This is a genomic window from Pseudoalteromonas sp. NZS71 (genome assembly GCF_015864715.1).
GTDB lineage: Bacteria > Pseudomonadota > Gammaproteobacteria > Enterobacterales > Alteromonadaceae > Pseudoalteromonas > Pseudoalteromonas arctica.
Genome location: NZ_JADYWS010000003.1, coordinates 199,523 through 222,290, shown reverse-complemented (window position 1 = coordinate 222,290; position 22,768 = coordinate 199,523). Strand labels below are relative to the sequence as shown.

20 protein-coding genes are annotated in these 22,768 nt (G+C 40.3%); 9 read left to right on the top strand and 11 right to left on the bottom strand.

Going from position 1 to position 22,768, the window contains the following annotated elements; all coding sequences use genetic code 11:
- Nucleotides 1-105: 105 nt before the first annotated feature.
- Complete coding sequence (locus I6E85_RS03200; RefSeq protein ID WP_008137681.1) at nt 106-876, top strand: NADP-binding protein; 771 nt, start codon at nt 106-108, stop codon at nt 874-876.
- On the opposite strand, the gene hutH is transcribed toward I6E85_RS03200, so the two are convergent.
- From hutH to hutC, 3 genes are all read right to left on the bottom strand, one after another.
- Entirely contained in the window at nt 873-2,408 is a 1,536-nt protein-coding gene (hutH, locus tag I6E85_RS03195) for a histidine ammonia-lyase (RefSeq protein WP_024589901.1), read from the bottom strand. The two genes, I6E85_RS03200 and hutH, sit on opposite strands and share 4 nt — an antisense overlap.
- Nucleotides 2,409-2,410: 2 nt before the next feature.
- Nucleotides 2,411-4,084, bottom strand: a complete 1,674-nt coding sequence (hutU, locus tag I6E85_RS03190) for a urocanate hydratase (protein WP_197236587.1) — start codon at nt 4,082-4,084, stop codon at nt 2,411-2,413.
- Nucleotides 4,085-4,150: 66 nt separating this feature from the next.
- Nucleotides 4,151-4,858, bottom strand: coding sequence for a histidine utilization repressor (hutC, locus tag I6E85_RS03185; RefSeq protein WP_007582045.1), 708 nt, complete (start codon nt 4,856-4,858; stop codon nt 4,151-4,153).
- A gap of 119 nt (nt 4,859-4,977) precedes the next feature.
- Between hutC and hutI the strand changes: the two genes are divergently transcribed.
- Both hutI and I6E85_RS03175 read left to right on the top strand, forming a co-directional pair.
- On the top strand, nt 4,978-6,225 hold the full coding sequence (gene hutI, locus I6E85_RS03180; RefSeq protein WP_024589899.1) for an imidazolonepropionase: 1,248 nt from the start codon (nt 4,978-4,980) through the stop codon (nt 6,223-6,225).
- Nucleotides 6,226-6,345: 120 nt separating this feature from the next.
- Entirely contained in the window at nt 6,346-8,010 is a 1,665-nt protein-coding gene (locus I6E85_RS03175) for a GGDEF domain-containing phosphodiesterase (RefSeq protein WP_024589898.1), read from the top strand.
- On the opposite strand, the gene I6E85_RS03170 is transcribed toward I6E85_RS03175, so the two are convergent.
- Together I6E85_RS03170 and rraA are read right to left on the bottom strand one after the other, a co-directional pair.
- On the bottom strand, nt 8,007-9,056 hold the full coding sequence (locus tag I6E85_RS03170) for a formimidoylglutamase (protein ID WP_024589897.1): 1,050 nt from the start codon (nt 9,054-9,056) through the stop codon (nt 8,007-8,009). The two genes, I6E85_RS03175 and I6E85_RS03170, sit on opposite strands and share 4 nt — an antisense overlap.
- 1 nt (nt 9,057) lies before the next feature.
- Entirely contained in the window at nt 9,058-9,555 is a 498-nt protein-coding gene (rraA, locus tag I6E85_RS03165) for a ribonuclease E activity regulator RraA (RefSeq protein WP_002959955.1), read from the bottom strand.
- Nucleotides 9,556-9,756: 201 nt separating this feature from the next.
- Here rraA and I6E85_RS03160 point away from each other — a divergent pair, with 201 nt between their 5' ends.
- The 3 genes from I6E85_RS03160 (at nt 9,757) to I6E85_RS03150 (ending at nt 13,314) form a co-directional block, all read left to right on the top strand.
- Nucleotides 9,757-10,296, top strand: a complete 540-nt coding sequence (locus I6E85_RS03160; RefSeq protein ID WP_024608106.1) for a phosphatase PAP2 family protein — start codon at nt 9,757-9,759, stop codon at nt 10,294-10,296.
- Nucleotides 10,293-11,324 carry an MJ1255/VC2487 family glycosyltransferase gene (locus I6E85_RS03155; RefSeq protein ID WP_002958362.1) on the top strand — a complete coding sequence of 344 codons (1,032 nt, stop codon included), beginning with the start codon at nt 10,293-10,295 and terminating at the stop codon, nt 11,322-11,324. The genes I6E85_RS03160 and I6E85_RS03155 overlap by 4 nt, the downstream gene beginning before the upstream one ends.
- Nucleotides 11,325-11,433: 109 nt before the next feature.
- On the top strand, nt 11,434-13,314 hold the full coding sequence (locus I6E85_RS03150) for a methyl-accepting chemotaxis protein (RefSeq protein WP_024589895.1): 1,881 nt from the start codon (nt 11,434-11,436) through the stop codon (nt 13,312-13,314).
- 29 nt (nt 13,315-13,343) lie between these two features.
- Here I6E85_RS03150 and I6E85_RS03145 read toward each other — a convergent pair whose 3' ends face one another.
- The 5 genes from I6E85_RS03145 to priA all read right to left on the bottom strand — a co-directional run bounded on the left by I6E85_RS03145 (nt 13,344) and on the right by priA (nt 18,453).
- Complete coding sequence (locus I6E85_RS03145; protein WP_002958364.1) at nt 13,344-13,718, bottom strand: gamma-butyrobetaine hydroxylase-like domain-containing protein; 375 nt, start codon at nt 13,716-13,718, stop codon at nt 13,344-13,346.
- Between the two features lie 62 nt (nt 13,719-13,780).
- On the bottom strand, nt 13,781-15,109 hold the full coding sequence (hslU, locus tag I6E85_RS03140; RefSeq protein WP_024589894.1) for an HslU--HslV peptidase ATPase subunit: 1,329 nt from the start codon (nt 15,107-15,109) through the stop codon (nt 13,781-13,783).
- 11 nt (nt 15,110-15,120) lie between these two features.
- The gene (gene hslV / locus I6E85_RS03135) at nt 15,121-15,639 is read right to left on the bottom strand and encodes an ATP-dependent protease subunit HslV (protein ID WP_002958366.1); all 519 of its coding nucleotides are present in this window, start codon (nt 15,637-15,639) and stop codon (nt 15,121-15,123) included.
- Nucleotides 15,640-15,718: 79 nt separating this feature from the next.
- Complete coding sequence (locus I6E85_RS03130; protein WP_007582031.1) at nt 15,719-16,246, bottom strand: SPOR domain-containing protein; 528 nt, start codon at nt 16,244-16,246, stop codon at nt 15,719-15,721.
- A gap of 20 nt (nt 16,247-16,266) precedes the next feature.
- Nucleotides 16,267-18,453 carry a primosomal protein N' gene (priA, locus tag I6E85_RS03125; RefSeq protein ID WP_007582030.1) on the bottom strand — a complete coding sequence of 729 codons (2,187 nt, stop codon included), beginning with the start codon at nt 18,451-18,453 and terminating at the stop codon, nt 16,267-16,269.
- A gap of 230 nt (nt 18,454-18,683) precedes the next feature.
- On the opposite strand from priA, the gene rpmE reads away from it, so the two are divergent.
- A complete protein-coding gene (gene rpmE / locus I6E85_RS03120) occupies nt 18,684-18,899 on the top strand; it encodes a 50S ribosomal protein L31 (protein WP_007582029.1) in 216 nt (71 codons plus the stop codon).
- 687 nt (nt 18,900-19,586) lie between these two features.
- Nucleotides 19,587-20,828 carry a malic enzyme-like NAD(P)-binding protein gene (locus I6E85_RS03115; RefSeq protein WP_007582028.1) on the top strand — a complete coding sequence of 414 codons (1,242 nt, stop codon included), beginning with the start codon at nt 19,587-19,589 and terminating at the stop codon, nt 20,826-20,828.
- A gap of 82 nt (nt 20,829-20,910) precedes the next feature.
- Here the strand turns inward: I6E85_RS03115 and metJ are convergent, their stop codons facing one another.
- Nucleotides 20,911-21,231: a met regulon transcriptional regulator MetJ gene (gene metJ, locus I6E85_RS03110; RefSeq protein ID WP_007586263.1), complete on the bottom strand. Its 321-nt coding sequence runs from the start codon at nt 21,229-21,231 to the stop codon at nt 20,911-20,913.
- 289 nt (nt 21,232-21,520) lie between these two features.
- Between metJ and metB the strand changes: the two genes are divergently transcribed.
- On the top strand, nt 21,521-22,768 hold the full coding sequence (gene metB, locus I6E85_RS03105) for a cystathionine gamma-synthase (protein ID WP_010553801.1): 1,248 nt from the start codon (nt 21,521-21,523) through the stop codon (nt 22,766-22,768).

Below are 22,768 nucleotides of genomic sequence, written 5' to 3'. Positions count from 1 at the left end.
TTTTTATTATTTATGAAATTATATCTAATCATATCTTACTTAAAATCTCTATAAAGTTAGATAGAAAGAACTAATTATGCGTTTAAAATAAAGGCTTATACAAAAATGACAAATAAAAGTAATAAATTAGTAGTATTAGGTGCAGGTTGGTTAGGACATGCGTTATGCGTAAGTGCGCAAAAAGCTGATTGGCAAGTACAAGGAACGCATAGAACAGATATACACGAGTTTGACTTTGAGCGTCAGTTTACACTTGAAGATGGGCAATTAAGACATCAAGTTGATTTACAAAATGCTTATTGGGTATGTGCTATTCCACCACGTAGCAGGCACAGTGAAAGTAATTATCCTGAAACACTCACCGCAGCGCTTAAGCTTTCAAAGGAGTTAAACGCAAAGGGCTTTTTATTATGCTCGTCAACCGGGGTATACGATCAAGAGCCTGGTGTATATAGCGAAAGTTGCGATATTTCATGCACAAACGAGCGCCAAATAAAGCTCTATGAGGCAGAAGAGCAAGTACTTGAGCAAGACGGGAAAGTGCTGCGTTTAGCTGGATTACTAGGGCCTAATAGAGAACCTGGTCGTTTTGTGGCAGGCAAAGAGCTTAATACATCAAGTGAGCAAGTAGTAAATATGGTGCACCAACAAGATGTAATTAATGCTATCTTTGCGGTGATAGAGCACTGGCAAGTAGGGCAAAATATTTATAATGTTGTTAATCCTGCGCACCCGACAAAAGCTGAATACTACGCAGTGAAGTGTGCAGAACATGGTGGCGAGTTACCACGCTTTACCAGTGATGATAAAGCTGAGCGCAAAGTTATTGGCTCAGCTATTGAAGCGCTAGGCTTTACTTACCAATATGGTATTTAATATGCTGAAGGCAGGGGACTGCTCTCTATGAAGTCGCATAGCTTACCTTCACTTAGTAATGTATTAGCAGCTTCGATATCGGGAGCAAAGTAGCGGTCTTTATCATAATAACTCACATGCTCGCGTAATAACGCTTTAGCGCTTTGCACTTTATTTGATGGTTCAAGCGGCTTTCTAAATTCTAGCCCTTGAACCGATGCTAACCATTCTATTGCCAAAACACCTTGGGTATTATTGGCCATTTCATCTAAGCGCCTTGCTGCAAAGGTTGCCATAGATACATGATCTTCTTGATTTGCAGATGTAGGCAAGCTATCGACCGAAGCCGGATGTGCTAATGATTTGTTTTCTGACGCAAGCGCAGCAGCGGTTACTTGAGCAATCATAAAACCTGAATTTACCCCGCCGTTTTCAACCAAAAATGGCGGTAACTTAGATAGGTTTGAGTCAATAAGTAATGCAATTCGTCTTTCTGCTAAAGCACCAATTTCGGCAATCGCAATAGCGAGGTTATCGGCAGCCATTGCAACGGGTTCTGCATGAAAATTCCCTCCAGAAATGATGTCGCCTACATCGGCAAAAACTAGCGGATTATCGGTTACACCGTTTGACTCGCATAGCAACACTTCTGCGGCTTGGCGTATCTGAGTTAGGCAAGCACCTAGCACTTGAGGTTGGCAGCGAAGGCAGTATGGATCTTGTACTTTTTCACAATTGACGTGGGAATCACTAATTTGAGAGTGCGTATCGAGTAGCTCTCTAAATACTTGAGCGGTGTCTATTTGTCCGCGCTGACCACGAATATCATGAATACGTGCATCAAATGGCGCGCGACTGCCCATTGCAGCTTCTATGCTTATCGAGCCGATAACGCAGCTTTGTGCATATAAGTTCTCGCTTCTAAATAGGCCTTGTAGTGCAAACGCAGTTGACGCTTGTGTGCCATTTAATAATGCTAAGCCTTCTTTAGCTGCAAGGGTAAGAGGTTCAAGCCCCGCTATTTTTAACCCTTGTGCTGCACTAATTATTTTTCCTTTATGTCGCATTTGACCTTCAGCTAATAAAGGTAGGCACATATGCGCAAGAGGGGCTAAATCCCCCGATGCCCCCACGGAGCCCTTTTTAGGCACGCACGGATATACTTCGCTACTAAGCAGCTGCATAAAAAATTGGATTACTTGCAGGCGAATACCCGAGTAGCCGCGCGAAAGCGAGTTTACTTTTAAGGTGATCATTAACCTTACTGTGCTGTCATCCATGTATTCGCCAATGCCCGCAGCGTGTGAAAGCACAATGGAGCGCTGTAATAATTCAAGTTCGTCGTCGGCTATTTTGGTATTAGCTAATAACCCAAAGCCGGTGTTAATCCCGTATACAGTGCGGTGCTCATTAATAACGTTTTGAACGGTTTGTGCGCTGGCAGCTATTTGTGATTCAGCATGCTGTACAAGGCTTAACTTTACTGGTGAATTATTAATTTTTCTTAGCGTGTTTAAATTAAGTGAGCCTGGAGTGAGAGTAAGTTCGAACATGATTATTCCTTGTCTAACATTGGTAGGTCTAAATTTTGTTCTTTAGCGCAGTTCTTTGCTATGTCGTATCCAGCATCAGCATGGCGCATTACACCCGTTGCAGGGTCGTTCCAAAGTACGCGAGCAATACACTCTTTAGCTTCATTTGTACCATCGGCAACAATAACCACACCAGAGTGCTGACTAAAGCCCATACCTACACCGCCGCCATGATGAAGGGACACCCAAGTAGCGCCACTTGCTGTATTAAGCAGTGCATTGAGTAATGGCCAATCCGATACCGCATCAGAGCCATCTTTCATACTTTCTGTTTCGCGGTTAGGGCTGGCAACTGAGCCAGAGTCGAGGTGATCGCGACCAATAACGATAGGGGCTTTAAGTTCGCCATTTTTAACCATTTCGTTAAAGGCCAATGCAAGGCGTGCTCTATCTTTTAAACCTACCCAACAAATACGTGCAGGTAGCCCTTGAAATTGAATGCGTTCACGCGCCATATCAAGCCAGTTATGCAAATGTGCATCATCAGGAATAAGCTCTTTTACTTTTGCATCGGTTTTATAAATATCTTCTGGATCGCCCGATAATGCTACCCATCTAAATGGTCCAATACCTTCACAAAATAAAGGGCGAATATAGGCGGGTACAAATCCAGGAAAATCAAACGCGTTGGTAACACCTTCATCAAACGCCATTTGACGAATATTATTTCCGTAATCAGTAGTGGCGGCACCCGCTTTTTGCAGCGCCAGCATGGCTCTAACTTGGACTGCCATTGATTGTTTAGCAGCTTTTACTACCGCTTTTGGATCTTGCTCACGCATTTTTGCTGCGTGCTCCATTGTCCAGTTTTGTGGTAAGTAACCATTTAATGGATCGTGAGCTGATGTTTGATCTGTGACTACATCAGGTGTAATACCTGTTTTAACCAGTGTACTAAATACATCGGCAGCGTTACCAAGTAAGCCAACTGATAGGGCTTCACCTTTTATGCACGCGTCGGTTATTAATTGCAGTGCGTGTTCAAGGTTCGTTGCTTTTACATCAACGTAACCTGTTTTTATACGAAAATCGATACGGCTTTCATCACATTCAACAACTAGCGCACTAAACCCTGCCATTGTAGCGGCAAGTGGTTGCGCACCGCCCATACCACCAAGGCCACCCGTTAATACCCACTTGCCTTTAGCACTGCCTGAAAAATGTTGCTTTGCCATGGCTATAAAGGTCTCGTAAGTGCCTTGTACAATGCCTTGCGAGCCAATATAAATCCAAGAACCCGCTGTCATTTGTCCGTACATCATCAAGCCTTTTTTATCGAGCTCGTTAAAGTGCTCCCAATTCGCCCAGTTTGGAACAAGGTTTGAGTTGGCAATAAGTACACGAGGGGCATTACTGTGGGTTTTAAATACACCAACGGGTTTTCCTGATTGTACAAGCAGAGTTTCGTCGTTTTCGAGTCTATCGAGGGTTTCTATAATTTTGTCATAACTTGGCCAATCACGAGCTGCTCGGCCAATACCACCATATACAACAAGTGCATGAGGATGTTCTGCAACTTCAGGGTCTAGATTATTCATTAGCATGCGCTTAGCAGCTTCAGTTTGCCAGCTTTTAGCACTTATTTTATCGCCATGAGGTGCACGTATTACGCGACTTGTGTCGAGTCGGTTGTTCATGTTTTGCTCCTGTTGTATATACAAGGTGATTTGTTATAAAAAAAGCGCAGTAAGCGCTATTGTTTGTTATTTTTTAAATGTTAAGTGTCCACCTAAGCGATATTTACTGCCTGGTGATACAAGGCGCGCAAAGCTTACAATGCCGTTAATAGACCATGTGCGTCGAATAACTTGTAAGCATGGCTCTTCGTTATATAAATTTAACCATTGGCACATTTCGCTGTTTGGCATAATAGCCTCTACGGTATGCCTCGCTTGGGTAAGTGGTGCAACACTAGATAGATACTCATGAGGTGTAAGCGTGCTAAAGTCTTGTTGTAAGTAACCAGCCGCAAGCGCAGGGTTTACAAAACGCTCTTCTAGCTGCAAGGGGCTGTCGTTTTCGTTATGAACGAGTACACTTCGATATACAACACTGTCAATCTCAACACCAAGCGCAATGGCAATAGGTGCGACTGCATTTATTGATTCAAGTATAAGTACACTACAGGTGTAGTTGCCGTTACGTTCTTTTACTTCATCAGCAATGTTTTTTATTTCGAGTAACGATGACTGCGATTTAAATGTGGCTACAAATGTACCTAACCCTTGGCTGCGGGTTAAAATACCTGCCTCGGTTAACTCGCTTAGTGCTCGGCGGGCTGTCATTCTGCTGACACTAAATTGACTACTTAGTTCGTTTTCAGAGGGAACACGTTGGTTTTCTTGCCACGTACCGCTGCGAATTTTATCAACAATGAATTGTTTTATTTGCGCAAATTTAGGTGTCGTCATTAAATTTATGGTTACATTAAAAATAAACTATATAAATAAGATGACACAATTGCCTTGTATATACAAGGTGGGTTGTTAGACTATATTTTCATCACTCTCGGCGTAAAAAGGGCTGTAAAATGCAAAGCACAACAAAAAATTATGAGTTAGAAGAAATCGACTTACTTTTAACTGATGCCAATATTGCCACTATGGATAGCAATATAAATGCCCCTTATGGCGCAATCGAAAATGCTGCTATAGCTATTAAAAATGGTAAAATTGCGTGGATTGGAGAGCAAGCAACGTTGCCCAGTTTTGATGTGTTTGCAACGCCGACATTGAGTATAAAAGGGCAGTGGTTAACGCCGGGCTTAATAGATTGTCATACGCATCTAGTGTTTGCAGGTTCAAGGTCGCAAGAGTTTGAGCAGCGCTTGCAGGGTGTAAGTTATGAGCAAATTGCGGCACAAGGCGGTGGCATAGCAAGTACGGTTAAAGCGACGAGAGCAGCCGACTGTGAGCAATTATTTGTTGATGCAAAAGATCGCTTAAATACGTTGTTAAAAGAAGGTGTAACCACTGTTGAAATAAAGTCAGGCTATGGGCTAGATACTGAAAACGAGATAAAAATATTAGAAGTAGCTCGTTTATTAGGTGAGCATCATCCTATTGATATTAAAACTACTTTTTTAGGGGCGCATGCTCTACCGCCTGAATACAAAGGCCGTGCTGATGAATATATTGATTTGGTATGTACTGACATGCTTGATCAGGTAGTGGCTAATAATCTTGCTGATGCAGTCGATGTATTTTGTGAAAATGTAGGCTTTAGTTATTCGCAAACCAAACGTGTTTTTGAGGCGGCTAAAAAGCATAACCTCCCAGTAAAATGCCATGCTGAGCAGTTATCTAATCAACATGGTGCTGAGCTGGTGGCGCAGTTCAATGGCCTTTCGGCAGATCATATTGAGCATCTCGATGAAGAGGGTGTAAAAGCCATGGCAAACGCTGGGACGGTCGCGGTGTTATTGCCCGGTGCATTTTATTTTTTAAGAGAAACTAAATTCCCACCTATTGAGTTACTTAATCAATATAAAGTACCTATAGCTATTGCGAGTGATTTTAATCCTGGCACTTCACCGCTGTGCTCAGTGCACTTGATGATGAATATGGCATGCACATTGTTTAGATTAACACCCGAGCAAGCATTGGCAGGTGTTACTCGCAATGCTGCTAAAGCACTAGGGTTAGACGACCGTGGTATTTTAAAGGTTGGTGCAAGAGCTGATATTGCGCATTGGCAAATAAGTCATCCATCACAATTAAGTTACCAATTTGGCGTAAATAAACTGTTAAATTTATGGATTTTGGGTAGAATTAACTAATTTGTATTATTTTTACCCACATATAACCTGGTTTAAACTTTTTTAGCGAATACGGATGCCGTTAATTTGAACATACTAACCGACAGTAATTTCCCAATTTTTTTTAGTGGTGCACTATTGATGGCGATGATTGCCACTTTATTTGCCGTTAAAAATGCCAGTATTAAATTTAGCTATTTATGCACAGCAGCTGTTGGTTTGGCTATTTTGAGTACGGGCGCAGCTTGGCTTGCCATTTTACTTGCCTTTGGATTTTGTTTTCATTTATGGCAAGCCTTCGAGCGAAATAATTGGAGCATGATTATTACCAGCTCAATGGCTGGTCTTTTATTTGTTGTTCTATTTTCAGCTCATTTATTATTGGAAGTTCCGTTATTTTGGGTTGTGTTAGCGATATTATTATTAGCTATTGTTGGTTTTTTAAATGATGAAAGCGCTGAAATAGAAGTAGTGATAGAGCCAGAACCTACAGGTGATGCATTTATTGAAGAGTCTCCGCTTTCGGTTTTTGCAGATAGAAAACAGTTACGTCAAGGTTACTATGCATGGTGCGACAATAAGCAAGTAAGTGCAGCGTTAATCGTTATTCGTCTTGAAGGATTTGAACAAGTTAACCAGCACATTGGACGTGACTTTGGCGATATACTGTTAGCACAATCGGCTAATCGAATAAAAGAACTGCTTTCAAGTGACGAAATAGTGACTTTAGTTGGGCAAGAAAAGCTAGCCCACTTAGGGGGCCTTAACTTTGCATTTATTTGTAGTTTTGCGAATCAAAAACATTTGCATGAGTTGGTTATTGAACAAATACTGGGTGCAACGCTTAAGCCATTTAATGTTGCTAACTGCACTGTAGAGGTAAAAGCGAGGGCGAGCTATGTTGATTGTAATGAGCAAGACAATAACTTTGATAATTTAATATCGTACGCATACCTAGCACTCGATAGCCATCCAAATCGCAAGGTTGTGCCTTATCATCAACAAATGATGATTGAACTGCGAGAGCAACAAGCGCGACTAAAAGAATTGGCAAATATTGATTTTTCGAGCGAATTAGAACTCTATTTTCAACCTATAATTTGTAACGAAAACGGTCAAATTGAGTTTTTAGAATTACTACTGCGTTGGCAGCACCCTAAGCAAGGAATTTTATCTGCTAATCGTTTTATTGACGACATAAGAATAGCAGGGCTTGGTTACCCGCTTGCTAAATTTGTAATGGAGAGAGCCGCTGAGCTTGCAATGGCGCTTAGAGTAGAAGGTATTTCTATACCGCTTAGCATTAACGTATTTGGCCCTGAAATGCTAAATGAAGAGTTTGTTGAATTTGTTGATGTTGTTATAAATGAACATCACTTAGAGGCGGGAGACTTAATTGTTGAATGCCCTTTACATATTTTTGCTGGTTTAGATGACAAAGGCCGAGGCATGATCGCAAGACTTAATAACATAGGCTTAAAAGTATGTGTGGATGGACTTGGTGATAATCCAGTACTACTTTCTAAGTTACCAAGTTTAGCGGTTGAGTATATTAAGGTTTCACCTTCACTTACCGCTGACTTTAGTAATCAAAACAATATACGCAGTTTAGTTGGTGGAATGGTTGATATGCATAGCCAACAAAAAACAAAAGTAATTTTTGAAGGAGTAGAAACACTTGAACAACTTAAGTTTGTAAAAAGCTTAAAAGGTTATGCTGCACAAGGTTATTACTTTGGTCATCCGCTAAGTAGTATCGGTTTAATGAGCTGGCTAAAAGAGTGGCGATCGGTTCAACAACGTTAAGTGTTTTCTTTGGCTTGTAGGTAGCTATTTACAAGTGCACTAATCACTTGCCCTACATGGGCAGATCCGGCCTCAACTCCGTTAGGGTGCTGGCTAGGCGCTGCTTCACATAAGTGTAAGTACTTAGAGTAGCGATGGCTTGCAGCTAAATGCACAAAGTGCTCAGTGTCACTCACACTAAATCCGCAATATGTATACGCACTAACTGGCATATAAGTAATACTATCTAAATCAACTTCAACACCCAGCGGTAAATCATTAAAATTACTTAGTGCACTTTCAATTGCCTGCGTTAGTGTAATTTTTCGCTTAACTTGTATAGATTGATAGCTATCAAATTTAAAGTTAGCTTCACTCATTGCATCTATAATTGCTTGATTGTTTTTTAATTCATGTAAGCCAATAACATGGTAATTACTTAGATGTTGCTCGTTATACGCGTAGCGAAAGCCATTACCACTATGGCGACCTTCACATTCTCTAAAATCGGCATGAGGGTCAAAATTGATAGTATTAACAGGCGTGTTTTTTGACTTACTTAGCGCGCGAATAATACCTAAGCAATTATTGTGACCTCCGCCAATGACGATTGGCTCAAGCCCTGCTTTAAAAATAAGGCTTAATACTGACTCTACGCGTTCATCAAGTTGTTGGCATAAATCTCGTAATTGAGTTAACTGCTGGGCTTGCTGATTATTAAGTTGGTTGCTTTGCGCCATTAAATCATCAGTATTTACTTCACCCAATAAAAGTACTTTTTGAGTGGCAATAAATTGATTATGAGGTTGGTTTAAAAAACGTTTTAAAAAAGCAGGCCATGCTTCGTTTGCACCGCCATTTCCTAAATTGGCTTTTGGGCCAATATCTTCGCAAATACCAAGAAGTACGTAGCGAATGCCAAATTGAGCTGCGTCAATAAGTGCTTGTTGCAGGTTTACTTGAGTGTCTAGCAAGGCCATTGATTGCCATGCTTTTTTTTCATTTACGCGGTTAGAGCAAAGTGCTCTAACCGCGCTTTCATCATATACTTTTAAATGGGAGGTCACGTTATACTTCTACAACTTCCAATTCTAATTCTTCTGCAGATAAAACAATGCCAGTACTATCGGCATAAATAAAGTCATCATCAAAAAATGATACACCGGCAAAGTTAACGCCTATAGCATCCTCGCCAGCACCTTCACTGTCAGCTGCAACAGGGATAGAAGCAATTGCTTGAATGCCTAAATCAAGTTCTTCAAGCTCATCAACGTGGCGTACTGCGCCGTAAACAACAATACCATTCCAGTTATTTTCAAGTGCAAGTTCGGCCAATTCAATATCAATAAGTGCACGGCGAGTTGAGCCACCACCGTCAATAAGAAGCACTAAGTCTGTACCGTCTTGAGAAAGTAATTCGCGGATCAGTTCATTATTTTCAAAACATTTAACCGTTTTAATGCGGCCACCAAAGCTGTGTCGACCACCAAAGTTGATGAACATTGGCTCTAGCACGTCAACCACGTCAGCAAAGTGGTCGCATAAATCAGAAGTGCTGTAATCCATTATTTTATCCTCAAAAGGTACATTAATTTATATCTCAGTATACCCTCCTTATAAGCAATAACAACGACTTAATCGCAGTAAATTTAGGCAAAACAAGCGCTAAATCATTAATCGCAATAATAGTGTATTAAAAGCGTCACTCAATTGTTATTTACAACACATAAGCTAAATCGGTGTTCATATGTTATGCAATGAGGGATGGTGATGAATAATAATATGCTTAAAAAGGTAACTCAGATAGATGAGCAATTATTTTTAACTTTGTTTAATTGCAATTCACCGAGGTGGTTTAAAACAATGGCCTTTGGTTTGTCTAAAAGCGGTGATGGTGAGCTTTATATATTAATATGCTTAGCAGTGTGGTGGCTTAGTAATAATGAACAGCATCAATTATTGCCTGTTACTATATTAATTGGTTTTGCTATAGAAAGACCTATTTACCTACTAGCTAAAAATAGATTTGCTCGGATCCGTCCATGCGACTGCTTAGTAACAAATGCCTATATAGTACCAAGCGATAAATTTAGTTTACCATCGGGTCACAGTGCAGCTGCCTTTTTAGTGGCAATTATATTAAGCCATTTTTTTCCAGAATATGCGTTACTACTATTTAGTTGGGCTACCGGCGTTGCTATGTCTCGTGTGGTATTGGGTGTGCACTTTCCTGCTGATATTATAATAGGCGCAACGATTGGTAGTTTTTGTGGTTTATTTGCGTTAGCACTTGTGGTGCCTGCATGAAAATATTGTATGGAGTACAAGGTACCGGTAATGGTCATATAACGCGCGCTCGGGTTATGGCAAGCTGCTTTAATAAGCTCGGTATTGATGTTGATTATGTGTTTTCAGGGCGCGCAAATAAAGATTACTTTGATATGCACGAATTCTCAGATTATAAAGCGTATCGTGGTTTATCGTTTAGCACTGAAAATGGGCAAGTTAAAAATTTAAAAACACTTAAAAACATGCGAATTTGTAAGTTGGTGAGTGATATAAAATCGCTTGAGATAAAACAGTACGATTTTGTACTTAATGACTTTGAGCCAGTCACAGCATGGGCTGCAAAACGGGCAGGTATACCCGTTATTGGCATTAGTCACCAAGCAGCATTTTTGTCAGATAACGTACCTATGTTTGGTCGTGGCGTCCTGAGAAAATCACTTATCAAGCATTATGCACCAGCGACTACCTACTTAGGCGTGCACTGGCAACCATTTGCAAATAATATAATACCGCCTTTTATTGCTCATCATAATCACGACAACCCTGTAGCAGTAATGAACAAGGTATTGGTATATTTACCTTTCGAAAACTTAGATAGCGTTGTTGATTATTTAAAAGACTTTCCCGAAAAAGAATTTTATTGCTATCACCCAAATGCCAGCAATCAGTCTTTTGGACATATACATTTACGAGCCCCTTCACGTTCTGGCTTTTTAAACGACTTAGCAAACACAAGTGGTGTTATTGGTAACGCGGGATTTGAGCTTGCCAGTGAAGCGCTTAAGTTAGGTAAAAAGTTACTATTAAAGCCTTTAGATGGTCAGTTTGAGCAAGCAGCAAATGCACAAACTTTATTTGCCATGGGCATGGCGCATGTTATGAACTATTTAAACCCACAAGCCCTTGATGATTGGAATAGCGCGCCGCAAAACAAGCAAATAAATTACCCCAGCGATCCCGCGCCTTTAATTGATTGGTTGGTTAAACAACAATGGAATAACACACAATCGTTACATAAAGGTTTGTGGGATAGTGTCGCCTTATAGCCATCACATTTAAACTGTTTAGAATTACCAATAATAAAAAGTTAAATTAATTAGTCGCTTTTGATCTATTAGCTATAATACAAATGCATATTTAAAAAAGGCGTTAGCGATGAATTTTTTACAAAACTTAACAATTAAACGACGTTTACAACTAAACGCAGTCGTTGTTGGTTTAGCAATGGTGGTCCTTTTATGCGTGATTATTTTTGAATCACGTACAACCTTGAGCTTAAACAAGACTATTCAATTAGCAGAAGAGCTCAACGTACATGCATTAGCATTGCGTAAACATGAAAAAAACTTTTTGTTTTATAAACAAGAAGACGCGTTAACTGCATTTGAAACGGATTTTGAGCAGTTAAGTGATATAGTAAAAAAGTTACAACAGTTAATGGCTAACCAAGGTATTGCACAGGAGCAGGTCCAGCGCTTTGAGCAACTAATAAATAGCTATAATAATGATTTTGATACTGTTGTTAAGCTTCAAAAAGAGATTGGTTTAACCCCGACCGACGGGTTATATGGCAAGCTTAGAAGCTCGGTTCATGAAGTTGAGCAACTATTAAAAGAGCAGCAAAATTACCAACTGCTGTCGTCAATGCTGCAACTAAGACGCTCAGAAAAAGATTTCATGCTGAGATTTGATATTAAGTACCTAGGGCGTTTTAATGAGGGAATTAATACATTTAAGCAGCAGATAGCTGCAGCACAGCTGCCAAGCGACTATAAAGCACAAATTAATCCTTTGATTGATATATACCAAAGCGAATTTCAAACACTTGTGCAGGCGCAAACTAAGCTAGGGCTAGATCTTGAGTCAGGCGCACTTGGAGTAATGCGTGACAGTGTAGATAAAAGCGACGCCATTGTTTCTAAAATCGTTAAAGACACTAAGTTACAAGTAGAGCAAAGTGTAGAGCAGGCTCAATTTTTAGCTATTTTGGTATTTGTGATTGCAGGTGTGATTGTATTAGCGCTCGTTTATTTTACAAGCCACTCCATTATTGTACCTATTGAGCGGGTTTATCACACCATTAACGATATTCGTCGTAATAATGATTTGAGCGTGATGATAGAGCAAACTGGTAAAGACGAAATTACCACCATGACGGTCGACTTTAATAGCTTAATAGGCGATTTTAAGAACTTAATTAACGAAGTTAATGGTGCTTTAAACACGCTTAATGTAGCAACAGAGCATTTATCACAAAGTACCGCAGCAACAAGCTCTGGTATGCAAGAGCAACTACATGAAGCCGACATGGTTGCAACGGCAGCCACCGAAATGCAGGCGACGATTCAGGATATTTCACATAATACTGAAGCGGCTGCGAAAAAAGCAGAGTCAACAAATTTAAGTGCACAACAAGGGCGTAGTGAAGTAGATTCTACCGTTAAGCACATTAGGGCCCTATCTGATTCGCTGGGGAATGCATCAAATGTAGTGTCGCAACTTGAAAAAGATGGTGAAACAATTGGTTCAGTGCTTGATGTAATTCGAGGGATTGCAGATCAAACAAATTTACTTGCACTTAATGCGGCAATAGAAGCGGCCCGTGCTGGTGAGTATGGTCGTGGTTTTGCTGTTGTTGCAGATGAGGTTCGTTCATTAGCAAAGCGTACTCAAGAGTCTACAAGTGAGATTGAAGGTATTATAAGTACCTTACAGCAGCGTACTCAAGAAGTGGTGAGTATTATGCACAAATGTCGCTCTCAAGGTGATGAAAGTGCCTCGCAAGCAATTAAAGCAGGTGAGCTATTAGGCGCAATTACTGAAGATGTACAAACAATAATGGAAATGAGCTCTCAAATAGCAGTTGCTATTGATGAGCAAAGCCAAGTGGCATCAGAGGTTAATAAAAATGTAGTAAGAATTCGCGATATTGCACAAGACGCAACTGAACATGCTGCTAACAATGCGCAAACAAGTGAAGAGGTCTCTGAGCAGGCTCGCGTTCTGTTCACTGCAATTGATAAATTTAAGGTTTAATAACGCTTAATAGAACGGGCCTATAAAGTTTAAGGAACAAATTTTATAGGCACGCTATCTTTACTTTTTTCGTGTTCAGTTACCCGCGCTAAATATTCACTCCACAATGTATCTTGTTGCTGTTGTAGTTTTTCAAAGTAGCGCCAGCTAAATAGTCCGCTGTTATGGCCATCGTCAAAATCTAAACGAAGTGCGTAATGCCCAACAGGTACAATACTTTTTATTCCTACAGCTTGCTTATTAAGTACTAGCTTCATTGGGCCAGAGCCATGGCCCTGCACTTCAGCTGAAGGGGAGTGTACACGTAAAAACTCACAGCTAAATACAGCTTTACTGTCATCATCAAAGTAAACATCTAGATTTTTACTTACACTGTGGTAATGCACTTTTGTTACGTGTTTCATTTAATATATCCCATTAAAAAGCCCCCAATCTGGAGGCTTTTAGTATAACGTTTATATTCGTTTTATAGAATAAAGCGGCTTAAGTCTTCATCTTCAACAAGTGCACCTAAGTGTTTTTCAACATAAGCGGCGTCGATTACTAATGACGAGCCTGCTTTTTCAGAAGCGTCGTATGAAATTTCTTCCATCAATCTTTCCATTACAGTGTGTAGACGACGAGCACCGATGTTTTCGGTTTTCTCGTTAACTTGCCAAGCTGCTTTGGCAATACGCTCAATTGCATCGTCGCTAAACTCAATCGATACCTGCTCAGTTTTAAGCAGCTCTCGTTGTTGCTCGGTAAGCGATGCATGAGGCTCTGTAAGGATGCGTTTAAAGTCATCTGCAGTAAGTGCTTCAAGTTCTACTCGAATCGGTAAGCGGCCCTGTAGCTCTGGGATCATATCTGATGGCTTTGCCATCTGAAACGCACCAGAGGCAATAAACAGCATATGGTCAGTTTTAACCATTCCGTGCTTAGTATTTACAGTGGAGCCTTCAATTAGCGGTAGTAAGTCGCGCTGAACACCTTCTCGGCTCACATCAGGGCCTGAAGAATCACCACGTTTACAAATTTTGTCTATTTCATCTATAAACACAATACCGTTTTGCTCTACTGCAAAAATAGCTTGTTCTTTTAGCTCTTCAGGGTTTACTAATTTAGCGGCTTCTTCTTCCGTTAATAGTTTGAAGGCCTCTTTAATTTTTAACTTACGTTTAGTGCGTTTATCGCCGCCCATGTTTTGAAACATGCTTTGTAACTGGTTGGTCATATCTTCCATACCAGGAGGCGCCATAATTTCTACGTTTGATTGAGCTTGCGCTAATTCAATCTCGATTTCTTTATCATCTAATTGACCTTCACGTAATTTTTTACGAAATGTTTGGCGAGTAGATGAAGTATCGTCGCGTTGGCTTTCGCCATATTGATCTTTAACCGGTGGTAAAAGTGCATCTAAAATACGCTCTTCTGCTGCTTCTTCGGCGCGATGTTTAAACTTTTTAGTTTGCTGTTCGCGAGTCATTTTAATTGAAACATCAACGAGGTCACGTATGATCGTATCTACTTCTTTACCAACATAACCAACTTCAGTAAATTTAGTCGCTTCTACTTTAATGAATGGTGCGTTAGCAAGTTTTGCTAAACGGCGGGCAATTTCTGTTTTACCTACGCCTGTTGGACCAATCATTAATATATTTTTTGGGGTTACTTCACTGCGTAAATCTTCATTTAATTGCATGCGGCGCCAGCGATTACGAAGCGCAATAGCGACTGCTTTTTTAGCTTTAGCCTGACCTATAATGTGCTGATCTAGCTCGTGAACAATTTCTCTTGGGGTCATATCAGACATAATAGTTCCTATTATAATTCTTCGATTGTTTGGAAGTTATTAGTAAATACGCAGATGTTGCCTGCAATAGTTAAGCTTTTCTCTACTATTTCACGAGCGCTTAAATCTGTATTTTCTAAAAGGGCGGTTGCAGCTGATTGCGCAAAGTTACCACCACTACCAATTGCAATTAAATCGTTTTCTGGCTGAACTACATCGCCATTACCGGTAATAATTAAAGAGGCTGTTTCGTCTGCTACAGCGAGCAGCGCTTCGAGTTTTCGAAGTGCACGGTCACTTCGCCAATCTTTAGCCATTTCTACTGCGGCTTTAGTTAGGTTACCTTGGTGCATTTCTAATTTGCTTTCAAAACGTTCGAAAAGAGTGAAGGCATCAGCAGTACCGCCGGCAAAACCAGCGATTACTTTGCCATTATAAAGACGTCGAACTTTGCGGGCGTTGCCCTTCATTACGGTGTTACCAAGTGAAACTTGGCCATCGCCGCCAATTACAACTTTGTCGCCGCGGCGAACACTTACGATAGTAGTCATGTTATTCCTCATCATCGAGCTGCAGAGGCAACTCGTAAAAAACGATTATGATGAGGTTATATGGGTGAATGGTTTATTTTCAAGTCCAGCCCCAAATTCCGCAGCCGACTATTTTTACACGTTTAAGTTTGTTTTTATCGCTTTCGGCTTGGCGTTTGGTTTTATAAGGGCCTAAACGTACTTTATACCAAGTGCCATTGCTGCCTTCAGCCTGTTTGATCTCAGAAATGAGCCCTGCAAATGCGATTTTAGCTTTTAATGATTCAGCTTGTGCATGAGTTCTGAACGAACCGCATTGCATAACATAAGGACCTTTTTGCTCAAGTTCTTTTACTTCAACTTGAATCTCGTGGTTTCTAATTTCTTTAATAAATTCCGGTGTACGTGGAATAACAACTTCTACTTTTGCGGGTGCAGTTGGGTTAGCTTGTTTTTCGACAAGCTTTGGATCGGCATTACTTTTTATAAACCATAGTGTGTAGGCAAAACCACCTACAAGTAAGATGGCTATAACGGCTAAAAGAATAGGAAATGGTTTTTTAGCGGGTGCGTTTTTTTTACTGTTTCTGCCTGCAGGCTTTTTATTAATATAATCGTGCTGTGCCATGGTGTTATTTTGGCCTTAACCTAAATCATGTCTATAGGGTCTACGTCTAAGCTCCAGCGTACTTTTTGTGCAAGTTTACTGGTACTTAAATAATCAACCATTTGCGCAAGGTACTGATGTAATATGCGACGATCTTGCGCTTGAATATGCAATTGAAAACGATACATACCTGCGACTCTTTCAAGTGGGGCAGGGATCGGACCGAGCAATTGTATACCAGATACCCCATTCACAGGAACCAAATCCGTCAAAAAATCGACGACTAGTTTAATACTATGTCCTTGTGCACGCACAATGGCCATATTTGTAATGGGCGGTAAGTCAGCATCATCGCGCTCACTAAGAGCAAAGCGGGCAAAGTCTTGGTAACCATTATTAACTAAGTCTTGCAAAAGAGGGTGTTCTGGAAAGTGTGTTTGTAATAACACTTGACCAGGCTCACCTGAACGTCCAGCACGCCCCGCTACTTGGGTGACTAATTGCGCTAAATGCTCTGTCGCTCTAAAGTCGCATGAGTATAAGCCGCTATCTACATCTAAAATTATAACAAGGCTTACATCTGCAAAGTGATGGCCTTTGGCAAGCATTTGTGTGCCCACTAAAATGCGTGCGCCGCCTAGGTTTATTTCATCAAGTGCTTTTTCAAGGCTACCTTTACGGCGAGTTGAATCGCGGTCTATACGAGTAACAGGTGTATCAGGGAATTCGGTCGATAAAAACTCTTCAATTTGCTCTGTGCCTTTACCGTTAGGAAATATTTGCGTACTTCCACAGTCAGGGCATTGGTGAGGGACAGGGTACTGGTCGCCACAGTGATGACAGATCATTTGCCCAATCGCTTTATGAAATGTAGCGCTGGTACTGCATCGTTTACACTCGCTCAACCAACCGCACTCATGGCAAATAAGGGTGGGTGAGAAACCTCGGCGATTTAAAAATACCATAACCTGTTTACCGCGATTTAAGTGCTGACGCATAGTAGCAAGACTTGCATGTGCAATACCTGCTTGGTCGGGCTGACCTTTCATATCGAGTAACTTAAACTGATTGTCAGTCGCTGTTTGCGCGCGCTCGGTTAAACTTAATAGCTGGTATTTGTTATTAATTGCTTTGTGAAGTGTTTCAAGCGCGGGTGTGGCGCTGCCTAATATAAGCGGAATTTTATGCTGAAAAGCTCTGTAAGCGGCTAAATCACGAGCATGGTAACGAAGGGTATCTTGTTGTTTAAATGATGAATCGTGTTCTTCATCAACAACAATCATACCGAGTTTTAAAAATGGCAGAAAAATACTCGAACGCGTGCCAATAACTATCGCGCAACTGCCTTTTTCGCAAAAACGCCATGTTTGTAAACGTTCGTTGTCGGTAAGTGCTGAGTGCCAAAGCATAATGGGTGTATCAGGAAAGCGGCGGCGAAAACGGTTTACGGTTTGTGGTGTTAGGCCGATTTCGGGCACGAGTACGAGGGCTTGCTCGCCACGTTTGAGTACTTCTTCTAGGCACTGTAAATACACTTCGGTTTTACCGCTGCCCGTTACGCCTTCTAATAAGAAGCTGCTAAAGCCAGTACTTTGATTTATAGCTGTGCAAGCAACCGCTTGTTCTTTATTAAGTACTGGTTTACTACCGACGGTTGGAGCAACACTTTGCCATTGGTTATCGTGCTCAATAGTTTGTGTTATGAGTTCTTTATCTATTAAGCTATCTATTGTTTTTTTACTAAAGCCCAGTGCTTTTAACTCAGTTAATGATGACTTACCTGATTGCGATAACTGCTTTAATAGGTTGAGCTGTGTTTTAGCTTTTAATGACGGTACTTTTGCACCTTTTTCTGTCAGGGCAACCATATTAATACTGGTTTTATCAGGCGATTCACCTTGGCGAAGTGCACCAGGTAGCGCTATATGAATAGTTTCGCCTAATGGATAGCAATAATAGCGGGCAGTAAAGCTAAGGAGTTCTAAATGCTGGGCACTTAAAATAGGGGCGTCGTCTATTACCTCTATAATATTTTTAATTTTATTTAAAGGGACGTCGGTACTGCTTTTAATACCCAAAACAACCGCTACTTTTTTTTGATTACCAAAAGGTACCAAAACTCGCATGCCAGGTAGTAAGGGAATTGATAAGCCACTGAGCTGTTCTTCTATTTTATAATCAAAGGTGCGTGGAAGCGGGACTTTAATAGCAACTTCAACAAAACTCATAACAACTCAACCCGTAAAATTAATGCTGTAATGTACTAAAAATAACGCTAAAAACCTACTAGCAATAGTGCTTGAGAAAGAGATTGTTCACTTTTTTGGCAAAAATATAAATAAATACTTGTGTGGGGGGAGGTTGTTGGATAAAATCCGCCACCAACAAATTTGTTTTAACGACGTATGGTGCCAAACTCCGGGTTTGGAGAGCGATGCGGCCTTAACTAGAGGTTCCTATGAAAGAAGGTATTCACCCTAAGTACGAAGTAATTTCTGCAACATGTTCATGTGGAAATAAATTCGAAACTAGCTCAACTCTTTGTAAAGACATTCACTTAGACGTATGTTCTGCGTGTCACCCGTTTTACACTGGTAAGCAAAAAGTTTTAGACACTGGCGGACGTGTTGATCGCTTCAACAAGCGCTTCGGTGCACTTGCCAGCAAGAAGTAATTATTGCTGTTTAGTTAAAAAAAGCACCTTAGGGTGCTTTTTTTGTGCCTAAAATTTGTTATTTATTATCTTAAGCCAACCTACATAAATCTTTGAGCAATTTAACGAATTAAATTGCACTATAACGTCGTTAAAATTTTTTTATTTAGAACAACTAGATACAAAAATTTTTGCCTAGTTCTAGCGTAATTTTCTTAACGTTAAATAGACCCCATATATAAGCAGATTGGTATTATTTCGTTGATTTTAACTATCCCCTCCTTTTGCATAACTATTTCCTATTCTTATTCTGAGTATGCATAATCCTTTACAGACAAATCGATAGATATTCTCTATATTTTAAATAGTACAATTTTTAACTAGGTTGATAAAAGTAGCTAACGTGGGCTTATCTGTTTTTAAAGTAGGGTAGTAGGCTGTTATTCTAAGTTTATGCTGATACTTTAAGTATACATTTTATAAGATTTTGATAGGCATAAAAGCACCTTAAAACTTACTTTTTAGGTGAATTTTTATTTATTAAATGTTGATATAATCCTGCAAAGTTACTGAAAAACCTCTTAAAATTAAAGGATATAGCATATAACAGGATAGACCTGATATTGCTTGGAATTTAAAAATAATAAGGGTATCGTACCCAAGACTCCATCTCTCACTTTAACTTAAATTGCAGGATACCATCGCGTTATGTCTGACTTTCGTGAACAAGCACTACATTACCACTCACATCCCGTACCAGGTAAAATTAGCATTGAGCTTACAAAACCAGCTGAAACGGCTCATGATCTTGCACTTGCGTATAGCCCAGGTGTTGCCGAACCTGTACGTGAAATAGCTGCAGATCCTGCAAATGCTTATAAATATACTGGTAAAGGTAACATGGTTGCGGTTATTACTAATGGTACTGCAATTCTAGGCCTTGGTAATTTAGGTCCTTTAGCGTCTAAGCCTGTAATGGAAGGTAAAGCGCTATTGTTTAAACGTTTTGCAGGGCTTGATTCTATCGATATTGAAGTTAAGCACAAAACAACAGAAGACTTTATTAATACGGTTGCCAACATTGCCGACACATTCGGTGGTATTAACCTTGAAGATATTAAAGCACCAGAGTGTTTTGAAATAGAAAAAGCATTAATAGAGCGTTGTAGTATTCCTGTTTTTCATGATGATCAACACGGTACTGCCATTGTTACGGCTGCTGGTATGTTAAATGCGCTAGAAGTACAAGGTAAGTCAATTGAAGATGCAATTATTGTATGTTTAGGTGCAGGCGCTGCCGCTGTTGCGTGTATGGAGCTGTTAATTAAGTGTGGTGCACTGCGTGAACACATTTATATGCTTGACCGCAAAGGTGTTATTCATACCCGCCGCGATGACTTAAATGAATACAAACAGCTTTTTGCTAACAATACCGATAAGCGTACATTGCAAGATGTAATTGCAGATGCTGATGTGTTTGTGGGTGTTTCTGGCCCTAACTTATTAGCGGCTGAAGATTTAAAGCTAATGGCTGCAAAACCAGTTGTGTTTGCATGTTCAAATCCAGATCCTGAGATTGATCCTGCACTTGCGCACGGCGCACGCAACGATTTAATCATGGCAACAGGGCGCTCTGATTACCCTAACCAAGTTAATAATGTTTTATGTTTCCCGTTTATTTTCCGTGGTGCGCTTGATGTACGTGCAAGTGCTATTAACGATGAAATGAAAATTGCTGCAGTAGATGCTATTCGAAGTATTGCCAAAGAGCCAGTACCTGCAGAAGTTTTAAAAGCCGCTGGAGTAGATAAACTAGAATTTGGTGCGCAGTATATTATTCCAAAACCAATGGATCCACGTTTACTGCCGCGTATAGCAAGAGCTGTTGCACTTGCTGCTATTGAGTCAGGTGTTGCACAAATTGAGCTACCTGAAAACTATATGCAGTAAATCTATACAGTAGAGCTATGCAATAAAATTTAGACATAAAAAAACCTCAGTAATTACTGAGGTTTTTTTGTCTTTGTAATATTTATTCTTCGTTTAAAACGGGTACTTCTAGACCCATTTCTTGCATTATTTTTTTAACTTCTTCTGGCACTTTTTCGGCGTTATCTTTACGTAAGTCATCGTCATTTGGTAAAGGTTGGCCAGTAAAAGCATGCAAAAATGCCTCACATAGCAATTCACTATTTGTAGCATGGCGAAGGTTATTGATTTGACGACGTGTACGTTCGTCAGTTAATACCTTTAATACATTTAGCGGGATCGAAACGGTGATCTTTTTAACTTGCTCTGATTTTTTACCGTGTTCTGCGTATGGGTGAATATACTCACCATTCCATTTAGCCATAAGATGTATCGTTGCCTCAGATTATTAATTTCTCACACGGTATAAAAAGCGTGTAAATATGCGTGAAATTCTATCGATTTAAAAAAGATAGTCAAATAATAGATACAGATCTATCTTAATAAGCCTATTGTAGGTGTAAAGATAAGCACACTTTTGTGAGCTAAAATGTGTTATTCGCAGAGGCCTCTTCTACTTTTAGCCATCTAGAGCTTTAAAATACTTTGACTTATCAAAACGGATAACTTACTCTTTTAGACGTCTAAACATCCAAATTAATCAGGTGACGAATATGAGCGAAAAAAACAAAGCGACCATTGCTGTACGTAACGGCGTTGATGCTGATAAACATCATGGTGCGGTGGTACCGCCAATTTATTTATCGACTACTTATTCGTTTGCCGACTTTGATACTAAGCGTGAGTATGATTATGGTCGTAGCGGTAATCCTAATCGTGATATTTTAGCTGAGACGCTTGCTAAGCTTGAAGGTGGCGCTCGTGGCATAATTACAGCTACAGGCATGGCTGCCGTGCATTTAGCTACTCAGCTACTTAATAGTGACGATACGTTAGTAATTCCACATGATTGTTATGGTGGCAGCTATCGTTTATTTACATCTTTACAAAAACGCGGACTACTAAAGCTCGAAATATTAGATTTAACAAAAGAAGAAAGCCTTCAACAAATTTTAGTAATTAAACCTAAGCTTATTTGGATAGAAACCCCAAGTAACCCAGTACTTCGTTTAACAGATATTAAAGCGGTTACCGATGTTGCAAAGCAATGCGGTGCATTGGTGGCTGCAGATAACACGTTTTTGTCGCCTGCTTTACAAAACCCTATTAAGTTTGGTGTAGATATTGTGGTGCATTCAACCACTAAATACATTAACGGACACTCAGATGTAGTAGGCGGCGCTGTTATTGCCGCAACACAAGAGTTAGGCGATGAGCTTGCTTGGTGGGCTAATAACATTGGAATTACGGGTGCGCCTTTTGATAGCTATTTAACGCTTCGTGGTTTACGTACTTTAAATGTGCGCCTAAGGCAGCATCAAGAAAATGCACTGGCAATAGCTAAGTATCTTGAAAGCTCTGAATATGTAAGCCAAGTTTACTACCCAGGTCTTGAGTCACATCCTCAACATGAACTGGCTAAAGCACAGCAACTTGGTTTTGGTGGCATGGTTAGTTTTGATATTAAAGGCGATATAAATGACGCTGCGGCATTTTTAACTAGTCTTAAAACGTTTAGTTTAGCTGAGTCACTAGGTGGCGTAGAGAGCTTAATTTGTCACCCTGCAACTATGACGCACGCAGGTATGGAGGCAACAGCACGTTTAGAAGCGGGTGTGGGCGATACGCTTATTCGTATTTCGGTAGGTATTGAAGATATACACGATTTAGTCGCTGATTTTGAGCGAGTGTTTGAACTTGTAAAACCAGGGCAAAATAAAAATGTTGGCCGTGTAGGCAAAGGTGCAGGCACTTCTGGTGGGAACGTTAAATTAAGTGCAGCCCGTCCGGCGCTTTGGTGA

Coding starts and splice junctions, on each gene's coding strand:
- I6E85_RS03200 (WP_008137681.1), top strand. CDS start 106: ATGACAAATAAAAGTAATAAATTAGTAGTATTAGGTGCAGGTTGGTTA.
- hutH (WP_024589901.1), bottom strand. CDS start 2,408: ATGTTCGAACTTACTCTCACTCCAGGCTCACTTAATTTAAACACGCTA.
- hutU (WP_197236587.1), bottom strand. CDS start 4,084: ATGAACAACCGACTCGACACAAGTCGCGTAATACGTGCACCTCATGGC.
- hutC (WP_007582045.1), bottom strand. CDS start 4,858: ATGACGACACCTAAATTTGCGCAAATAAAACAATTCATTGTTGATAAA.
- hutI (WP_024589899.1), top strand. CDS start 4,978: ATGCAAAGCACAACAAAAAATTATGAGTTAGAAGAAATCGACTTACTT.
- I6E85_RS03175 (WP_024589898.1), top strand. CDS start 6,346: ATGGCGATGATTGCCACTTTATTTGCCGTTAAAAATGCCAGTATTAAA.
- rraA (WP_002959955.1), bottom strand. CDS start 9,555: ATGGATTACAGCACTTCTGATTTATGCGACCACTTTGCTGACGTGGTT.
- I6E85_RS03155 (WP_002958362.1), top strand. CDS start 10,293: ATGAAAATATTGTATGGAGTACAAGGTACCGGTAATGGTCATATAACG.
- I6E85_RS03150 (WP_024589895.1), top strand. CDS start 11,434: ATGAATTTTTTACAAAACTTAACAATTAAACGACGTTTACAACTAAAC.
- I6E85_RS03145 (WP_002958364.1), bottom strand. CDS start 13,718: ATGAAACACGTAACAAAAGTGCATTACCACAGTGTAAGTAAAAATCTA.
- hslU (WP_024589894.1), bottom strand. CDS start 15,109: ATGTCTGATATGACCCCAAGAGAAATTGTTCACGAGCTAGATCAGCAC.
- hslV (WP_002958366.1), bottom strand. CDS start 15,639: ATGACTACTATCGTAAGTGTTCGCCGCGGCGACAAAGTTGTAATTGGC.
- I6E85_RS03130 (WP_007582031.1), bottom strand. CDS start 16,246: ATGGCACAGCACGATTATATTAATAAAAAGCCTGCAGGCAGAAACAGT.
- priA (WP_007582030.1), bottom strand. CDS start 18,453: ATGAGTTTTGTTGAAGTTGCTATTAAAGTCCCGCTTCCACGCACCTTT.
- rpmE (WP_007582029.1), top strand. CDS start 18,684: ATGAAAGAAGGTATTCACCCTAAGTACGAAGTAATTTCTGCAACATGT.
- I6E85_RS03115 (WP_007582028.1), top strand. CDS start 19,587: ATGTCTGACTTTCGTGAACAAGCACTACATTACCACTCACATCCCGTA.
- metJ (WP_007586263.1), bottom strand. CDS start 21,231: ATGGCTAAATGGAATGGTGAGTATATTCACCCATACGCAGAACACGGT.
- metB (WP_010553801.1), top strand. CDS start 21,521: ATGAGCGAAAAAAACAAAGCGACCATTGCTGTACGTAACGGCGTTGAT.